The organism is Candidatus Paracaedibacter symbiosus (assembly GCF_000757605.1).
Classification (GTDB): Bacteria; Pseudomonadota; Alphaproteobacteria; order Paracaedibacterales; family Paracaedibacteraceae; genus Paracaedibacter_A; species Paracaedibacter_A symbiosus.
Genome location: NZ_JQAK01000001.1, coordinates 40,722 through 58,920, shown reverse-complemented (window position 1 = coordinate 58,920; position 18,199 = coordinate 40,722). Strand labels below are relative to the sequence as shown.

Here is an 18,199-nt window from a genome sequence, read left to right as displayed (position 1 = left end):
AAGAAAACTCTCTAGGTAGTACAGAAAAACTCGTATTTTGATTTTAGTTGTACTATATAGTGTTAATTAATAGCAACTTGAAACTATTAAAAATTTGGTAAAAGGCTAGTCCATGCGCTTAAAAAACTTTACTATAGCTATTCTTCTGCAATTCCTATGTGTTGGAAACACCTTTGCATTTCCTGCAGCTGCAACTTCTAAGATTATTGTTATTGTTAACAAAGATCCCATTTCTCAGTCAGATTTGGATAATCGCGTTAAACTCATTACGTTAATGAGTGGAATGTCTGCCCAAAAGCAAGATATGGAGAATATGCGCAATCAAGCCTTACAATCCCTGATTCAAGAAAAAGTTCAAATCCATGCAGCAAAAAACAAAAAGATTAACGTTTCAGATGACGAGGTTAACCAAACCATCCAGGCAATGGCTCAAAACAATGGCATGAGTGATGAGCAGTTCTCAGATATCCTACGCAGCAATGGTATACCTAAGGAAACATTGGCAACCCGTATTAAAGCGCAAATGTACTGGGTTAAATATATTCGTCAAGAATACCCACTTAGCCCTGATGTGAGCGATAAAGACATTGATAAAGCTTTGGAAAAAATGGAAAATGCCAAAAACCAAACCCAATATTTAGTTTCAGAAATCATGTTATTGGTGAGCTCTCCTAGACAAGAAGGTAGTGTTCTCAATGACGCACATAAGCTTGTCGCTGATCTGAAAGCTGGTGCTAACTTTGGCATGTTGGCACAACAACTTTCTAAAGATTCTAGCGCGGCCTCCGGCGGTGATTTAGATTGGGTTACTATGGAAGAAATTGACCCCGCCATCGCCAGCTCCCTTCGAAAACTAAAACCGGAGGAAATTTCACCACCAATTCGTACCCCTGCCGGCTTTAAAATTATCAAACTCAGAAAAATTCGCCAGGCTGGCGAAGCAGACCCTAACGAGGCAAAAATCACTTTTTGCCAAGTATTTTTGCCTGAAACTCCAACGTCATCTTATGAAGAAAGTGCTGCTTTCTTAGAAGAGCTCATGAATGTCAAAGGTTGTGACAGCTTCAAAAGCAAAGCCAAATCCTTCAACATTGACTATAAATACAATTCTAATATTAAAATGGGTGAGTTGCCTGAACAGCTACAAGGATTATTGAAATCAGCGTCCCTTGGCAAATGTCTTGAGCCAATTCCGACAGAAAAGGGGCTTTTGGTACAAATGGTATGTGACTACAAAAAAGCTGAATCAGGACTACCCGATAGAAATCACGTACGAGCTCAATTGGAACAACAAAAAATGTCAAAGCACGCGGCCCTAGAATTGCGACGCTTATTATCCGTTGCTTACTTGGACTTTAAAGATCCAAAATACGCCTCAGTTGTGAAGTAATCCTTTGCTAGAAAACCTTCCTACTTTAAAAGAAACTGTTAACAAATACGGACTGATGGCCAAGAAAAATCTTGGCCAAAATTTCTTGCTCAACATGGACGTCGTCCGTCGAGTAGCAAAGGTCGCAGGATCCCTTAAAGGAGAAACTGTCATTGAAATCGGGCCAGGACCCGGCGGACTCACGCGCGCACTCCTTGAAGCTGAAGCAGCGAACATTATAGTAATAGAACGTGACGCTCGCTGCCTTCCTCTGTTGGCAGAATTATCAGAAGCTTGCCCGGGTACATTGAATGTGATTCACGGGGATGCTTTAAAGATAAAGCCCCAATCCTTAACCAACTTGCCCTTTCGTATTATCGCTAACCTCCCTTACAATATTGGCACAGAGCTTCTCATCCGTTGGCTGGAGGATTTAACGAATGTGCAGTCGTTTACGCTGATGTTCCAAAAAGAAGTCGCTTTACGGATTGTCGCTCTACCTAATACAAAGGATTACGGTCGTCTGGCTATCTTATGTCAATATTTGCTCCATACCTCGAGGGTATTTGATCTCCCACCAGGGGTTTTCACACCGCCGCCGAAAGTAACCTCCTCCGTCGTCCACCTTGTCCCTAAACAGCTCACCTTAGAGGAGCTGAGTCTTGTCCCCTATTTGAGTCGCGTCACTCAATGTGCTTTTGGTCAGCGACGGAAAATGCTACGCTCTAGCCTTAAACCCATTTTGTCAGAAGATGAGATTATTAGTGCTGGGATAGATCCTAATTTTCGACCAGAACAGTTGGCGCTAGACAGCTTTATTGCTTTAGCATTATTATTAAAGAAGAAAAGTTAATTTTTTTTGCTTCTTTGCGAAACTTTTCTCTTTAAATCTTTAAGAATAATCTTACATATAGTAAAGAGCTAATTTTTTTTCCCAAACTTGAGTATTAACAAATGATAAAAATCACACTCTTTACCGTACCTGCCTTTCTTGCGACAACTGTTTTTGCAGCTGATCATTTATCACCAGAATTAGCCCCTCCGCATTCTCCCCAACAAAAAGCTCAACAAGATGAAATGCCAACAATTTCCTTTGAAGACATCCTTATGGGCCACTACGATCGCCAAAAAACGTACTCGATTGATCCGAAAATCATGGAAACACTCTTTGATGACCTCCAAGAAAGTAAAAGCAAGGAGCAACCAAGAAACGCTACGCGATTTACAATGACTCACGTTTCTCCACCATTAAAAAGCTTAGAAAACTCATCGGAAGTCCCGGGGCAGCACCACATTACCTATACTGCTGTAACTGGTAAACCTGACCTCTCTCAATTCGAAAAATTTACTTTTAGCCCAAAAGCCGTTGACGGATTGATTATCAAAATTGTTGGGACGAGAAGTCAAACTGCTATTAACGAGGATTTCTCTAAACACGAAAACGTTTGCTTCTCTTTTCCCGTTCAAAAAGTTGACTCCGGGTCTTTACAGGAGGAAAAACCCTCCTCTATGCTAAGGAAAGCTTCTCCAATTCTGACAAGAAGCGTGGGATTTCAAGCGTCCATGCCACAACCAACTCAACAAGAAAGGCAGGGTGATTCACCAAGATCAGGAGGCTTAAAAAGCAAAAAAAGTAGTAGTAGTAGAGCTTTAAGAGAATTTTTTACAAAAGCCACAAATATTGGTAAAAAGGACCCTCAGAATGTTTCACCACCACCTTCTCCTAAGGGAGCACTAGAATCATTGCCAAGCTTAACATCTTCTGGATCGGCTACCAGCAGCAAGGATGAACCCCGTTCTCTTACACCAAAACCCCTAAGAGTTGACAAAAAAGCAGCCACAAAAAAGTCAAAATCCGAAATATTAAAACAAGAAAACACTAAGGCCGACTCTCCCACCAGGTCCCGCAGCAAAACAGCAACAGCCACAAGTAGTGGTGAATTATCTCCCATTCTTCCCAAGGAAATTATTCGTGAGCTGAAAGAAAAACAAGAGAAATATAGAGAGATTTAATTCTGTCTTTTGCGGCAGAGCTATAGCGGCCTATTTTTTGATTTTTAAACAATGATTCTTGGGAGTTACCCAAGAATCAATTGAATGCTATCTCTTTTTACAAACTTTTTCTAAGAATTTTTTTCTTTTTCATCCCCCTTTGTTGTGAGGATTGTCCCCTTAAAGTTTTTCTTTTCGTTGATGTTTAAGAAGATATTAAGCGCAATTAATTTTAAGTTTTTTACACGTTTGTGAAAGCAACTAAACTAAAGCACCAACTATCTTAATTCCCTGCTGCATTCCATTCTACCCATGAGCGACTACCACCAGAATGGCGCTGTTTTAGGAAATGATAAAAGCGAATGATAAAGGCTTTACGATCATCCAACATCTGTTGCGTGTAAGTTCCATTGCGCCATAAACTGGTATCTGATAAATCTTGAGAGCCCAATAAGTATTGGCGTTTCAAAATATCTTCTAAAGCAACTAAATCATGATTTTTTATAATATCAACCATTACCATTGCCAGTGAGGTGCGCCCTCGGCCACTTTGGCAATAAGTGTGGATCCAAGCTTGATGGGGGATGTTCTCAACGGCTGCGACAAACTTATCCACAAACTCGTCTGTGGGGATTGTTCGTGCATTTAAAGGAATATGAAAGTAGTGAAAACCATAGATTCCTGCTACTTCAGCTTCTGACCGTAAATCACTTTTATTAATTTTGAAGCGTCCGATAATCAAAAGGCGCCGAATGTAATGCTTTAAACTTGTGGACTTTGGATAACCAAAAAAGTCGGCCGTAAATTCCCTAATATAGCCCGCTGAGTTATTTGATACATCTAAAATGTAAATCGGCATATTTACATTTTCTAATTTTCTATAAAGGTCGCGAAAGACAATTTGATTACTACCTGATAAATGCAAATCGCGAAGGCCAGTCAAATCCACACCTGACTGTATCGCTATTTCATCTTGGGAGGTGCGAAAACGATAGACCCGATAACCATCCAACATCACCCACGCAACAATAATGGTTAAAGTTAGGGTCAAAGAAGATAAAATAATTAAAACTTTACGCACAACAATTCAATAATTTACAAATTTTAATCAATTTATATGTAATTTATAAATTTATTCAATATATTTTAAAATTTTTCTAATAAAAAATATTTTTAGACTAAAAACAGTTAAAGAAACAAGATGATGACCAGTAGTCTTGACTCAAATTTTCTTCTGTAACAACGCAAACAAATAGGGCCAAAATGAATTTTCGTGAATTAAGTGCACAGCACCTAAGGGGGATTTTGAAATGTTTTATAGGGGCGAATGAGAGACAACAGAACCTAGCGATGCCCTGGAAAGCGCGCTGATTTGTGTAAAGACGTTCTATTTTCCCTAGCTGCAAAAACTTCCATAGGTATTTTTCGGGTTCTCGTCGTGATATTTGTCCGATGCGTCCCCCCTTTTGAGGCAGCTATACTATAAAAACTAGCCCCATTTCCTCGCCCTTCCCTTGCCCGCTTTTGGGCCTGCTGTCCCCGATTTAAAAAGGAGCCAAATCGGATATTCACAGGGGCCTGACGTTGACCTACCCCCACCATTGGCACTCTCACAACATCTGGCTGAGCTTTTGCTGTCATGGATAAAACATCGGGAACTGTTGACTGACCTTGAATTTTTTTATGTGTCTGCAAAACCATTTCTTTATAGGGGTCGCCTAAACTTTCAGTTGCTGAATGATAATCAGCAACTGCGTGATGCCAATTCCCTCGTGTAGTCATTTTCTGCTTCAAAAAGCTAGCCGCGTAAGCAATATTTTTTTCAGGATCAAAAGCGGCTTCTATTGATTCAAATGCATCAGGGTGATACATGAGGTTCACCTGCATACACCCAACGTCAATACTGCGAACACCGCTTTTTTGGAGCTCCTTAACCTTAGTCACCGCTTCTTCTTTTGTATCAAAAATATAAGGCACGCCATTCGCATTAATCGTCCACGGCCAGGCAACTTTTTCCCCACCAAAACTACGCCCTGATTCGACAATCGCAATAGCAGATAATAATTTTTCAGGAATTCCATGCTGACGTTCAAAGCGGCTAATAAATTTCTCACAGATAGCAAAAGCCGCAGATAGGCAGACAAAATTAATGATGAAAGAAGAAAAAACATGCTTGCTGAGCTGTAGCCATCCCTGTGCTAAAAAATACATGGATCACCATACCTTCTTTGAAAGCTGGTCAGATAGCAATACAATCTTTTGCCATATTTTTTCATTACATCCAAATCGCGGTTGTTTTATTAAAATTTGTTAAGTTCATGATCGCCTACCAATGGTTAACGCAAAATTAAATTAAAACCAACTCATCGCACTTTAGTACCTCATTAGCAGCAAAATCAGGTAACGGAGCAAGTTCATTGTAAATAGGATGAAAATCTTGCGCCTTGGTTGCATCAAACAAAGACTCAAACGAGGGAACAACAAAATAGGTTTCCTGAAAATCATCAATCCGATAATTGGTACGCATCACTCGCTTTAAATCGAACATAATACGGTTAGGCTTTGGATCCTCCACACAATAGATTGTTTCAGAATAAGAAGACACGATACCAGCACCATAGGTGCGCAAACCTTCGTCAGTCTGAATCAGCCCAAACTCAACTGTATACCAATAAAGCCGCGCCAGCCGATGCAAACAGTCTTGCCCAAGCGCTTTCAACCCAGCCTCACCATAATACTGCATATAATCAGCAAAAATAGGATTAATTAATAAGGGCACATGACCAAAAACATCATGAAAAATGTCTGGCTCTTGCAAATAGTCAATCTGTTCAGGCTTTCTAATAAAACAAGTGGAGGGAAATTTTTTTTCCGCTAATAATCTAAAAAAGACGTCATCTGGCACCAGCCCAGGCACAGCCACAACTTCCCAGCCAGTTCGCTGTTTCAATATATCACTTAAAGCTTCAAAGCGAGGGATACCGCTGGCGGCCATCCCTAACTCTCTCACGCCATCTAGAAACACAGGGACAACTCGCCCTTCTAAAACCTTTTCCTGGCGTTTAAACAGAGTGCGCCACATCTCGTGTTCTGACTCAGTATAATCCTGCCAGTTTTGATTTATTAAATAATCTTTCATATCAGTATCCTTCCCTAAAGAAAGGGGGTATGTTATTAATGTTATTGAACTGTATAAACTTATTATTACTCATGTAAATGAATTTTGTGTAAATGCCATTTAACCTAAAATTAACAATCAAAATGCATGATAACCCTTTTGGACGCAAATGAAAAAAACAGACGCAAACCAAGATCTTCGCCAAGAGATACTGAACACGATTAAAAATAGTCAGCATCCGCTCACGAAAAGCCAGATTGCCAAACTTTTGGGCTTAAAGGGGGAGCAGCGCATTATTCTTAAACAAACATTGAAAGAGTTATATGGCTCTGGCGATGTTATTCGGGGTCCAAGGCGCCGATTAACCACTCATCCCTCCACAACCACGAGCACTATTGATGATATTATTTCTGTTGAAATAGTTGATGTGGATGAAGAGGGTGATTTTCTGGCTCATCCCCTAGAATGGGTAGAAGATGAAACCCGGCCGCTGGTTCGGCTTGTAAAACTGCGCCCTTCCTATATCCACGGACGGTCTGCTTTGGAAATTACTTCAAAAGTTATCGTACGTATTGTCAAACAACTTCCCCACGAATGGCAAGCAACTGTTATTCGGCGTATTGAGAAAGATCAAAAAATCCATGTGGGGATTTTCAACCCTAATCGCCATGGTGGTTACTTGTCTTCTTGCAATCGCAAGGATTCATTTAATGGCGCCCACATTAACCACGAACAGGCAAAAGGCCTTAAACCTGGTGATGTTGTCAAATTCTCAACCACCTATCAAGAGGGCTTGAAAATTATTCAGCGCATTGGTAGCATCAATGATTCCCATATCTTTAGTGAACTTGCGATCCATGAGTTTGATATTCCCCATCAATTTTCCCCTGAGGCCTTAAAAATCGCCAAAGGAGGCAAAATCCCGCCTCTTGAAAACCGCACCGATTATCGAAACATCGACTTAGTGACCATTGATGGCGAAGATGCGCGTGACTTTGACGATGCCGTGTGGGCAGAGGCCGATACAGATCCCCATAACCTAGATGGTTGGCGTGCAATTGTGGCGATTGCTGACGTTTCCTATTATGTACGCGCTGGATCGGCGCTTGATAAAGAGGCTTACGAGCGAGGCAATTCCGTTTACTTCCCGGATCGGGTGGTCCCCATGCTCCCAGAAGCTCTCTCTAATGAGCTTTGCTCGCTCAAACCTTTTGAGGATCGTGCCTGCATGGTGATTGAGATGACTATAACTGCCCATGGCAAAATAAAATCTCATCGTGTTAAACGGGGCCTCATGCGCTCCCGCGCTCGTCTCACCTATAATCAAGTGCAAAATGCCTTAAATGGCAAACTAGATGCGATAACAGAACCTCTCCATACAACGGTCATTCAACCGCTTTTTGGGGTATACAAATCCCTCCTCAAAGCCAGAGAACAACGCGGCACCCTGGATCTGGACGTGCCTGAACGCCAAATTTTGTTCAATGACAACGGAGATGTGAAGGACATTATCTTACGGGAACGCCTTGATAGCCACAAGCTTATTGAAGAGCTGATGATTGCAGCCAACGTTGCTGCTGCCAAGACTTTGATTGTGAAAAATTGGCCATGCATCTTCCGGATTCATGATAAACCAGATACAATGCGGGTTGAGAATTTACGCCAAGTCCTTAAGCAGATGAAGTTAAACTTTGCCAAAGCAACTTCGCCCGAACCACGCCAATTTAACGCCATTCTACATGAAGTTAAGCATCATAAATACGAACGTCTCATTAATGAATTGGTCTTAAGATCGCAAATGCCAGCAAAATATAGCCCAGATAATATCGGTCACTTTGGCTTGAGCTTAGCCCATTACGCTCATTTCACCTCGCCGATTCGGCGTTATTCGGACTTGATCGTCCACCGTTGTCTTATTTCAGCGCTTAACCTTGGTGATGATGGCTACAGTGAAAAACCTGATAATTTCGTCAATCTGGGGGAACATATTTCTCTCACAGAGCGCACAGCCGCCCAGGCAGAACGCCAAGTTTCTGACCGCTATGCCATCTCCTATGTTGCCAATAAGGTAGGTGAGAACTTTAAAACCGTGATTGTTGGTGTTAATCGAGTCGGTTTATTTGTGGAAATCCCCTCCTCCGGCGCCCAAGGGTTTATCCCCAAACACAGCCTTGGCCATGAGTTTCATTTTGATGAACAAAATCATCGTTTTGTAGGCCGCCGCTCTAAAACCTCTTTCCAACTTGGAGATACGGTAGAGGCATTTTTGATTGAAGCGAACGTTGTTACCAACAGCCTTTCCTTCCGTCTGGCTGACTTTGAAAATCGGAGCGAGACTTCTAGAAAACATAATGAAAAGCGTAAATCAGCGAAAGATCATGAGTCTCTTCAAAAAGAGATAAAAACAAAGAAAGTAAAAGAAAGGCGCAAACCAAAAGAATCATCTAAGAAGGTAAAGGAATAGATTCTATCGTGAGGTCCCTAACAGTAGCTATAAAAATGCAGTTCGCCTAAGAAGGCCCTTGTCATCCTTGTACTACGGGGGGTTAGCTGGAAAAAGCCGCTCTATGATATCTGAGTAGGAGAATATAGAGCATTATAATTAAAGGTGGAGTCCCTGGGGCCAAGCCAAAGGATGAGAGACAGGTCTGAGATAGGGTTGGTTCTTCTCTCAGAGGGCACAAGAGAGTGTATAGTCTTGAAAAATGAACAACCCCCTTGATTATAAAATTTTACTAAATTACAATTTTTAATTGATTGAAATTTTAATCTTTCAATTATTTTATTCATTATTCTATTAAAGAGAGTTTTTTAATGTATCATCTTTTATCAAGTGTTGCCTTAATTCTTGCCATCGTTACCAGAACATTTGCAGCGGATGTCCTGCCCAACGAAGAGAAAGCGTCTAACCCAACAGTAACTCAAGTTCTCCGAGCTTTTCCTCAATTGGAAGAAATGACTCCTTCTTTCAATATGTTGCATGTTGACCCTAAGCAAGTCTTTCAAAAAATTGGTGAAATAACATATGAATTACGGTATGCCCACTTCCTAACAAACGACGTGACTGATACCCGCAAATTAGGTGATGTTATCATAGCAAATGGACTTGAATCTACCAAGCTCCAACTTAAAGAGATTGTTCCCAATCACCTAAGTGTCTTTGCTCTTATGCTTCCACCCGCTTTAGGAAACCAAGGTATACATATCACCTTTTCTGTGCGCGAAATATCCCCCGCGGAAACCTCCTTTCTTGACAATTAAAGGAGGAGAATAGGCTGCTACCCCACACCGTCCACCCCGCATGTTAAGCAGGGTCCTCTTATAGTGATAAATTAATATCTCTTCCTCACTTGAATTTTAACCTCTTAATTCCAAGTTATAAGATATGTAGAAGTTTATTCGAAAAAAGGAGCAGGAAAAATGAAGTTAATCCCTGTTTTATTCATCACAGCATCGGCTTTCACATTTTCAGGATGTTCAAACGTTGGGTTGTCCAAGCAAACTCAAGGGACCGTCCTTGGTGGTGCAACTGGTGCGATTATAGGCTCGCAAATAGGTGGCGGCACAGGAAGTATCATAGCCGCTGGTGTCGGCGCTGTTGGTGGGGCCCTCGTTGGTTCTGAAGTCGGTAAGTCAATGGAACGACAAGATAGACATTAATAGGCTCCTAGAAGAGCCTATTCCTTAACTAGCTCAGAGTCATGAATAATAAGTTCATCCGTGTTGGCATAGTTAAGGATTTTACGCGCTTGCTCTTCCAACATATCCCGGTCGAGGCTGTCAGGACGCAATAGGTAGACCCGTTGTTCAAGCTGAGACTGTTCTTCTTGAACAGAGGTTAGTTTCTGTTCAAGTGTTTGAATTTTTTGCTTCAAGCGCATCCATGATAAGAGGCCTCGCTCTCCTTGAATAATATGATATACAAAATATCCCAAAAGAGTTATTGAAATAAGTGGTCCCACCACCTGCTGGAATCTTCTTGAGAATTCAGTTCTCATTACGTTACTCAAGTTTAAAAATTATAAACACCACTCTCTAAATAACATTAGCGTACCAGAAGGGCTCTTCCCCTATTGTCATCCGTGATGACACTAAGGAAAGGCATTTTGCTTACTTGATCGGCAAGATCATATAAAGAGTTCTTCTTCGTTTGTACAATTACATTCATTAGTCTTTACCACTTTAGCTGGTACAATAAAATCTATCAATCTTTTTACTGACAAAATGATTGAGGATTTTCCAAAGACGCCGATGTGATGATGAGCTGTGGTGAGCTCTTGAAGGATTTCTAAAATCATCAATAATAAGTTTTGAAAAATAGCCACAGTTTTCTGCTTCTAAATAAAGTTGGTAGAGCTCTTTTCCAGGAATTTTTTCCTGAAATTTTTCAAGAACGTGCTTCACATCATTGATAGACATACGAACACCTGGCCAATGAAGGATATTGTTAAAAATAGGCGTATTTAAGTGAGATGAATTCCCATAATTATGGTGAACAACCAACCAAAAACTTTTTAAGCCCTGATCATACCCTAATGCTATTTCATACTTATCACTCTCCAAACGATAAAGGCTCATAATGGTTCCTTCCCCTATAAAAAAGATAATATTTAAACATTATGCCAACTATAAGTTTAATAAACAACAGAATAACCGGGAAATACAGGGTTTTATTCACACAAAAGACAAACTATTAGTTGAATGATATTAACATCAGTTCTCTATTAAGCATTCATGAGTATAAGGAAGAGTCTTGACTTAGAATAATAGGGTAAGGAGCCCCCCTACAGATGATCGTCTTAATTGATGGGCAGGGTATCTAACTACCTGTATGTCACAATAGGAAATGAGAAAGAAGGGAACGCCTATAAAAAAAGGCGGCATAAAATATGCACGCCTTTTTAAAGAATACCTAAGAAAGGAAAAGATTATTTCTTTTCTTCAGTCTTTGTTTCTTCGTGCTTTACTTCTTTGTCAGCTTTTTTATCAGCTTTTTCTTCTTTTTTCGCATCAGCAACTAGAGCTGTCGTTTCAGTCTTTGTTTCTTCGTGCTTTACTTCTTCTTTTTTTGTTTCTGTCGCGATAACTGCTGTTGTAGCAAAAAGGGCTGTGAGGGCGATGAGTAACTTGTTCATTATATTCTCCTAAAAGATTGTATTAAATCGATGCAAATGCCACCAGACATTTGTCATGATAATCACATTATTAATTTACTCTTAAAATACAGTCAACAATATTTGAATATATTAAAATGTTATTTATACTGAAAGTAAGGACTTTCCTGATTTTGGATTTTTTATGCAATATAATCTTAACCTGGCTTACCTCATGTGTTCCCGTCTCTGCCACGATTTGGCAGCCCCTTTAAGCGCTATTTCCATTGGTCTGGATATGCTCCCTGAATCGGAGGATCCCGATGGTCCTCAAAAAATTTTGCAGTACAGCGTTAAGTCTGCCATAAATAAGCTTGAGCTTTTACGCTGTTTGTCCGGTTATACAAATTCCCCAAAAAAACCAACTTTCACGGATGCTGTGCGCATTATCAATAAATCAATTGACCTTGATAAATATCACATTGACTGGCTATGCCGGATTGAAGATTCAATTTTAGGCAATGCGGTACGTCTTATTGTTGCTATTATCTTGATTGCAATTGATTCTCTGCCTCGTGGAGGGAAAATTGCCGTTCATCCAGACTTTTCCATCGAAATTATGGGACCATATATTAAATTAAATGAGGAAGTTATTGAGGCTCTCACAGGAAAGGCAAGCTATGAAGATCTCACCTCAAGAGGAATTATCGGCCATTTGGCGTATCTTTTAAGTCGCGACCTGGAGACAAAAGTTACCTATCAAATCCCGCAACCTAACCAGATCGTTTTCAAATTCAGTTGAAGTGGTGAAAAATTTTCATCATTAATACGATAACAACTGCGTTATAGAGGATAATAATGGACACCGTAAGAAAAAATGGCATAACAAAAAAGCCTCTCAAAGGAGGCCTTTTTGCTAACTTCATAGAACTAAACAATTAGTGTTTAGTTTTTGACTTTACATGATCCTGCTGATTGAAGAATTCTTTCGCGCCTTCATGATAGCGGCTATGCATGATATCAAATATTTCTTTTTGGCTTTTTGCAAGTGTTGAAGAAATGGTTGAACCGTGTTCAAATGCTTTGTCAGCCTGTTGCTTTACATGGTGAGATTGCTTTTCAATTGCCTCTTTAGAAACAGGCGGATGAGATATCACGTCGCGCATAATAGCCGACATATCTTCAAAAGTTTGTTTTACATACTGAGTTTGCAATTGAGCAATGGATTTCATCACTTCGATTGCCATTTTGTTAGCCTCAGTTAAAGCTTCCATATTTTTTTATGGCTGTGCATCATTGCTTCCCTATCTAAACTTGGCATCTTGTTGCTAAACTCTTTCATTCTCTCTTGGACTTTCTGAAAAGGATTCTGTGTCATAACCCGCCCCCTATTGGCATTACGTTAAATAAATTCTGACATTCTCTACGCGAGACGTCAACCATCTGTGTAATAGTTAAAATGGTATTTTTATCACAACTCTCAAGCCTCCAGAGGGTGATTTTCCTAAAGTTAGTGCACCTCCATGACTTAAAATCACGTCTCGAGCGATGCTTAACCCTAAACCAACTCCCCCTGTTTCTGCGTTACGAGATTCATCCACCCTGTAAAACGGCTTAAAGACATTGGCAATTTCTTTATCTGAAATTCCAGGACCATTGTCATCCACATAAATCAGAATGTTCTTATCTTGCAACTCAACGGCAACCGACGCTTCCGTACCATATCTATCTGAATTTAACAGCAAATTGGTTAAGCAACGATTAAAGCTAAGCTTTCTGAGGTTAATTTTTATGGCCTCGGGGGAGGAAAGATGAATTTTAATCTTCAGATGGCTTAAATCATCAATGATATCTTCAAGAAAGGATTTGAGCTCAACCAGTTGAGTAGCTTCATGCTCTGAGCCTCTGGCAAAATCAAGAAAGCCTTGAACCATGAGCCGCATCGATTCCACATCTTCTTGTAAATCCACAACTTCTTCTGTTGGCGACATGAGGGCTAGTTGTAATTTCATTCGGGTTAAGGGCGTGCGAAGATCGTGCGAAACACCCGCCAACATCTCCATTCTTTCCTTCAATTGGCGATTAATACGCTCACGCATCACATTATATGCCTTCCCTGCTCTCCTCACTTCTGTTGCACCTTCTGCGGGAATTGGTCCATTATCAATCCCTTTGCCAAAATTTTCCGAGGCATTTGCCAAGCGAATAATTGGCTTTAATTGATTACGCATAAAGATGGACGAGATAATCAGAAGCAAGGCGGCCGAAATCGTTGTCCAAATAATCACAAGAGGAGTGGTTCGGCTATAAAGTCGTTTGCGGGGTGTGGTAATGTGAAGGACGCCTGCCGGATGAGCAACGTCGATGTAAATATTGTGATTATCAATCCGCAAAAAATAAAGAAACTTTAAGTTTTCATCCAATGCGTCTGTCATAAATTGATATAACCAGCGATCTTTATCAGCGCCATGACGCGGCATTTTTGCTTCTTTTTGAAACTGCAGGTCAAATTCAAAATTTTGGGCGATTTCCTGGACTTTTTCGATGGGTAAATTGTCGCTCGTCAGCTGGGCAATCGTCTGGACGTCGGCAACAATTGACTTGGCCAATAGATGTAAAATCGCTTCTGTATGACGATCAAAGAATAAATAACTTAAGACGACCTGGACCACAATTAGCGGCGTGATTAAGATAATGAGAGAGCGTCCTAAAAGGCTTTTAGGCAGTATTTTTTTGAAGAGTAGCAGTGGATTAAACGTCATTTTTTTTCAATTACTTTAAATATATACCTAAAATACTTGAAGTAGATAAACTACTCCATCGAAATTTAACCTTATTTCTCTCTCAACACTTTTACCGCTAAAAAGGTCTGAAAACCTTCTTTATCGCCATGAGGGGCGAAAGGACCTATCAAATGTCACCTTTATGATTAAAGCTACTCTATTAGTCTGGGCAAAGAGTATAACCAATATGGCGCACTGTTTGAATGAATTTGGGATGTCGAGAATCATCCTGTAATTTTCGGCGAAGACGGGTAATCTGGACATCAACTGTGCGTTCTTCCACCCGATGGCCAATCCTCTGCGCTAAATCTGCGCGTGAGAAAGGCTGCCAGGGTGATTGAGCCAAAGTCTTCAGCAAAATCAACTCTGTCGAGCTGAGTTGGATCTTAGAAGTCTCATCCTGCAAGGCGCCCTCCTTTAAAGAAAAAGTAAGTCTCCCAAAACGCAAAATCTCATCTTCTTTTCTTGTCTCTCCGCCTTGCATATTGCGCCTTAAAATAGCGCGAATTCGGGCAGTAAGCTCGCTTGGCTCAAAAGGTTTAGTCAGATAATCGTCGGCGCCGATATCCAGACCTTCAATTTTTTCATCCACTGAATCTTTGGCTGTTAAAAATAAAATTGGCACATCATTGCCCGACTCCCGCAAGCTCTGAGTGAGCTCCAACCCGTTTTCCCCTGGCATCATAATATCAAGCACAATCAAATCAACTTTGTTTAAGGCGAGTTGGGCCCGCGCTTCAGCAGCAGAATTTGCTGAAGAGACTCGAAAGTCTTTTTCTTTGAGGAACTTAACTAATAAATCACGCAAACGGCGGTCATCATCAACCACAAGAATAGTGGAATTTTGCATGGATCTTTTACCAACTTAATACGGAAAATCATTGGGAAAATCATACCGGTATGTTATGAACATTTCTAGGGGTAATATCACATTGGTATGCAACTAGCGTACATGGATGAGGTTTGAAGGAGAGTGCTCAGTTATGCAAGAGTTTGATTTGGTTGTTATTGGCGCCGGTCCTGGTGGATATGTTGCCGCAATTCGGGCAGCACAATTGGGACTTAAAACAGTTGTCGTTGAAAAAGAACATTTAGGCGGCGTTTGTCTCAATTGGGGGTGTATTCCAACCAAAGCATTATTGCGCACGGCCGAAATTAAACATTTGATCGACAATGCTGAGTCTTTTGGTATTAAGGTTTCTAAAGCCGAAATTATGATTGACAAAGTAGTTGAGCGTTCCCGTAAAATCTCAAGCCAGCTTGCCGGCGGCATTAAAGGATTGTTTAAAAAGAATAAAATCGCAACAATCGATGGTCATGGCCGCCTTAAAGGCAAGGGCATTGTGGAGATCACAAGCGCTGACGGAAAACGCGAGGAGATTAAAGGCAAACATATTATCTTAGCCACAGGCGCCCGTGCGCGCACAATCCCGGGAATTGATGTCGATGGCGAAACCATCTGGGTGGCACGCCATGCGATGGTGCCTAAAGCGCTGCCAAAATCCTTAATCATTGTTGGCTCCGGCGCAATTGGCATTGAATTTGCCAGCTTTTATAACCTTCTTGGCGTTGATGTCACCGTCATTGAAATGCTCCCACGTATTCTGCCCCAAGAAGATGAAGAAATCTCTAAAATCGCGCTAAAGAGTTTTGAAAAACAAGGAATTAGATTTAAACTCAACACAAGCGTCGATAAAATTGAAAAACAAAAAGACAGCGCGAAAGTTGCAGTAAAAACGGAACAAGGTCTAGAGACTTTAACGGCAGAAAAGATCATTCTTGCCATCGGTATTGTTGGTAACACGGATGATCTGGGGCTTGAAAATACCCAGGTTAAGGTTGAACGCAATCAAATCCAGGTGAATGACTGGTGTGAAACAGCTGAGCCGAATGTCTATGCCATTGGTGATATTGCAGGGGCGCCGTGGCTAGCCCATAAAGCGAGCCATGAGGGTATTATTTGCGTTGAAAAGATCGCTGGCATCAAGGATGTGCACACGCTGGATAAGTCAAGGATTCCTGGCTGCACCTATAGCATCCCACAGGTTGCCAGCATTGGCCTCACCGAAGCAAAAGCCAAAGAACTTGGCAAAGAAATCAAGGTGGGCCGTTTCCAGCCAATGGGTAATGGCAAAGCATTAGCATTAGGTGAACCGGAAGGTCTCGTCAAGACGATTTTTGATGCAAAAACAGGTGAACTTTTAGGAGCGCATATGATTGGTACCGAAGTCACAGAATTGATCCAAGGCTTTGGCATTGCCAAAACATTGGAAACGACAGAGGCTGAGTTAATGCACACGATTTTCCCTCACCCCACTTTATCGGAAATGATGCATGAATCTGTCCTCAATGCCTATGGCCAAACAATTCATATGTAAGGTAGTCTTATTAAACAAGGGTGCCCTCCAAAGCGGCAAGAATCAAGCTCACGCTAAAGTAGGAACGATTAAATGACACAGCAGGCCTCAGAATCACCCCCTTCGATTCAACGCAAACCCGATTGGATTCGCGTGAAAGCTCCTGTTTCAACTGAATACCGCGAAACAGCTCAGTTGATGCGCGACCTCAAACTTAACACGGTTTGTGAGGAAGCAGCTTGCCCAAACATTGGGGAATGTTGGAAAAAAAAGCACGCCACCATTATGATTTTAGGCGAAGTTTGTACCCGTGCCTGCACCTTTTGTAATGTGAAGACTGGTCGGCCCGATCAACTTGACCCCCATGAACCAGAACGCGTCGCCGAAGCCATCGCCAAGCTGGGTCTTTCCCATGTGGTCATCACCTCTGTTGACCGTGACGACCTTGAGGATGGAGGCGCAAACCACTTTGCCCGTGTCATTCGTCAAATCCGCCTTTTTTCACCAGGCACCACCATTGAGGTGTTAACACCAGACTTCCAACGCAAACCTGGAGCCATTGAAACAGTGGTTGAGGCGCGCCCAGATGTCTACAATCACAATCTTGAAACGGTACCTAGGCTCTATTCTGAGGTCAGGCCAGGGGCACGCTATTATCATTCATTGCGATTGCTTGAAACGGTGAAAAAGTTTGACCCAACCATCTTTACAAAATCAGGAATTATGGTCGGTTTGGGTGAAACAAAGCCTGAGATTTATCAAGTGATGGACGATCTCCGAATCGCCGATGTGGACTTTATGACGATTGGTCAGTATCTCCAACCCACACCAAAACACCACCCAGTGATCCGTTTTGTAGAGCCAACCGAATTTAGCGATTATGCGACCATGGGTCGTGGTAAAGGGTTTTTAGTGATGGCGTCTTCGCCATTGACACGCTCTTCCTATCATGCAGGCGATGACTTTGAACGTCTGAAGAGCGCACGCCATGCGCAATTAGCAGGTTAATTGATGCCAACACATGCAGAAAAACGCATCCTACCCTACCAGGTAGAACAAATCTTTGATTTGGTTGCTGATGTTGAGAAATACCCAGAGTTTTTGCCCTGGATTCTTTCAGCCAACATTATTTCAAGAGAACCCCAAAAATTCATTGCCGACCTTGAAATTGGATATAAGTTGATCCGCACCACCTATCGTTCTGAGGTCGTGTTAACGCCGCATCAGTCTATCGATATTAACTATATCAACGGTCCCTTTCAATATTTACATAATCATTGGAACTTCCAACAACGTGATGACAAATTGATGGAACTTGATTTCTTCATCGATTTTGAATTTCAGGCGAGTTATCTTCAGGTAGTCCTCCAATCCGCCTTTGGCGAAGTGGTTAAACGCATGATTCAGGCGTTTGAAAAACGTGCTGCTGCTATTTATTAAAGATTAAGAATAGGGTTTTCAGGCAGAATAACACGCGTTACACTTGA

The 18,199-nt window shown here is 41.3% G+C and carries 19 protein-coding genes; 10 read left to right on the top strand and 9 right to left on the bottom strand.

The features are described from left to right. Positions 1 to 112 precede the first annotated feature (112 nt). The 3 genes from IG80_RS0100295 (at position 113) to IG80_RS0100285 (ending at position 3,382) form a co-directional block, all read left to right on the top strand. Positions 113 to 1,390, top strand: coding sequence for a peptidylprolyl isomerase (locus IG80_RS0100295; protein ID WP_032112113.1), 1,278 nt, complete (start codon positions 113 to 115; stop codon positions 1,388 to 1,390). A gap of 55 nt (positions 1,391 to 1,445) precedes the next feature. After that, entirely contained in the window at positions 1,446 to 2,222 is a 777-nt protein-coding gene (gene rsmA / locus IG80_RS0100290) for a 16S rRNA (adenine(1518)-N(6)/adenine(1519)-N(6))-dimethyltransferase RsmA (protein ID WP_052045793.1), read from the top strand. A 101-nt stretch (positions 2,223 to 2,323) separates the two neighbouring features. Next, entirely contained in the window at positions 2,324 to 3,382 is a 1,059-nt protein-coding gene (locus tag IG80_RS0100285; RefSeq protein WP_032112111.1) for a hypothetical protein, read from the top strand. 262 nt (positions 3,383 to 3,644) lie between these two features. Here the strand turns inward: IG80_RS0100285 and IG80_RS0100280 are convergent, their stop codons facing one another. The 3 genes from IG80_RS0100280 to phhA form a co-directional block, all read right to left on the bottom strand. Next, positions 3,645 to 4,442, bottom strand: a complete 798-nt coding sequence (locus IG80_RS0100280) for a protein-tyrosine phosphatase family protein (RefSeq protein ID WP_032112110.1) — start codon at positions 4,440 to 4,442, stop codon at positions 3,645 to 3,647. Between the two features lie 263 nt (positions 4,443 to 4,705). Next, a complete protein-coding gene (locus IG80_RS0100275; protein ID WP_052045791.1) occupies positions 4,706 to 5,572 on the bottom strand; it encodes a lytic transglycosylase domain-containing protein in 867 nt (288 codons plus the stop codon). Between the two features lie 136 nt (positions 5,573 to 5,708). Further along, a complete protein-coding gene (gene phhA / locus IG80_RS0100270; protein WP_032112109.1) occupies positions 5,709 to 6,500 on the bottom strand; it encodes a phenylalanine 4-monooxygenase in 792 nt (263 codons plus the stop codon). A gap of 148 nt (positions 6,501 to 6,648) precedes the next feature. Between phhA and rnr the strand changes: the two genes are divergently transcribed. The 3 genes from rnr to IG80_RS0100255 all read left to right on the top strand — a co-directional run bounded on the left by rnr (position 6,649) and on the right by IG80_RS0100255 (position 10,139). Further along, positions 6,649 to 8,943, top strand: a complete 2,295-nt coding sequence (gene rnr / locus IG80_RS0100265) for a ribonuclease R (protein WP_052045789.1) — start codon at positions 6,649 to 6,651, stop codon at positions 8,941 to 8,943. A 350-nt stretch (positions 8,944 to 9,293) separates the two neighbouring features. Further along, positions 9,294 to 9,740, top strand: a complete 447-nt coding sequence (locus IG80_RS0100260) for a hypothetical protein (protein WP_032112108.1) — start codon at positions 9,294 to 9,296, stop codon at positions 9,738 to 9,740. Positions 9,741 to 9,899: 159 nt separating this feature from the next. Beyond that, positions 9,900 to 10,139 carry a glycine zipper domain-containing protein gene (locus IG80_RS0100255; protein ID WP_052045787.1) on the top strand — a complete coding sequence of 80 codons (240 nt, stop codon included), beginning with the start codon at positions 9,900 to 9,902 and terminating at the stop codon, positions 10,137 to 10,139. Positions 10,140 to 10,156: 17 nt separating this feature from the next. Here the strand turns inward: IG80_RS0100255 and IG80_RS0100250 are convergent, their stop codons facing one another. The 3 genes from IG80_RS0100250 to IG80_RS0100240 all read right to left on the bottom strand — a co-directional run bounded on the left by IG80_RS0100250 (position 10,157) and on the right by IG80_RS0100240 (position 11,614). Then, positions 10,157 to 10,477: an FtsB family cell division protein gene (locus IG80_RS0100250; RefSeq protein ID WP_032112107.1), complete on the bottom strand. Its 321-nt coding sequence runs from the start codon at positions 10,475 to 10,477 to the stop codon at positions 10,157 to 10,159. 184 nt (positions 10,478 to 10,661) lie between these two features. Continuing rightward, on the bottom strand, positions 10,662 to 11,057 hold the full coding sequence (locus IG80_RS0100245; protein WP_032112106.1) for a hypothetical protein: 396 nt from the start codon (positions 11,055 to 11,057) through the stop codon (positions 10,662 to 10,664). A 350-nt stretch (positions 11,058 to 11,407) separates the two neighbouring features. Continuing rightward, positions 11,408 to 11,614: a hypothetical protein gene (locus IG80_RS0100240; RefSeq protein WP_032112105.1), complete on the bottom strand. Its 207-nt coding sequence runs from the start codon at positions 11,612 to 11,614 to the stop codon at positions 11,408 to 11,410. Between the two features lie 163 nt (positions 11,615 to 11,777). Here IG80_RS0100240 and IG80_RS0100235 point away from each other — a divergent pair, with 163 nt between their 5' ends. After that, the gene (locus IG80_RS0100235; protein ID WP_032112104.1) at positions 11,778 to 12,374 is read left to right on the top strand and encodes a histidine phosphotransferase family protein; all 597 of its coding nucleotides are present in this window, start codon (positions 11,778 to 11,780) and stop codon (positions 12,372 to 12,374) included. Between the two features lie 136 nt (positions 12,375 to 12,510). On the opposite strand, the gene IG80_RS0100230 is transcribed toward IG80_RS0100235, so the two are convergent. The 3 genes from IG80_RS0100230 to IG80_RS0100220 all read right to left on the bottom strand — a co-directional run bounded on the left by IG80_RS0100230 (position 12,511) and on the right by IG80_RS0100220 (position 15,205). Continuing rightward, complete coding sequence (locus IG80_RS0100230) at positions 12,511 to 12,846, bottom strand: phasin family protein (RefSeq protein WP_032112103.1); 336 nt, start codon at positions 12,844 to 12,846, stop codon at positions 12,511 to 12,513. A gap of 180 nt (positions 12,847 to 13,026) precedes the next feature. Next, positions 13,027 to 14,334 (bottom strand): ATP-binding protein, encoded by a 1,308-nt coding sequence (locus IG80_RS0100225; protein WP_032112102.1) that lies wholly within the window; start codon positions 14,332 to 14,334, stop codon positions 13,027 to 13,029. Between the two features lie 181 nt (positions 14,335 to 14,515). Further along, on the bottom strand, positions 14,516 to 15,205 hold the full coding sequence (locus tag IG80_RS0100220; RefSeq protein WP_032112101.1) for a response regulator: 690 nt from the start codon (positions 15,203 to 15,205) through the stop codon (positions 14,516 to 14,518). Between the two features lie 133 nt (positions 15,206 to 15,338). On the opposite strand from IG80_RS0100220, the gene lpdA reads away from it, so the two are divergent. From lpdA to IG80_RS0100205, 3 genes are all read left to right on the top strand, one after another. Beyond that, a complete protein-coding gene (lpdA, locus tag IG80_RS0100215) occupies positions 15,339 to 16,733 on the top strand; it encodes a dihydrolipoyl dehydrogenase (protein ID WP_032112100.1) in 1,395 nt (464 codons plus the stop codon). Positions 16,734 to 16,805: 72 nt separating this feature from the next. After that, positions 16,806 to 17,720 carry a lipoyl synthase gene (lipA, locus tag IG80_RS0100210; protein ID WP_032112099.1) on the top strand — a complete coding sequence of 305 codons (915 nt, stop codon included), beginning with the start codon at positions 16,806 to 16,808 and terminating at the stop codon, positions 17,718 to 17,720. 3 nt (positions 17,721 to 17,723) lie between these two features. After that, the gene (locus tag IG80_RS0100205; RefSeq protein ID WP_032112098.1) at positions 17,724 to 18,152 is read left to right on the top strand and encodes a type II toxin-antitoxin system RatA family toxin; all 429 of its coding nucleotides are present in this window, start codon (positions 17,724 to 17,726) and stop codon (positions 18,150 to 18,152) included. The last annotated feature ends 47 nt before the right edge of the window (positions 18,153 to 18,199 follow it).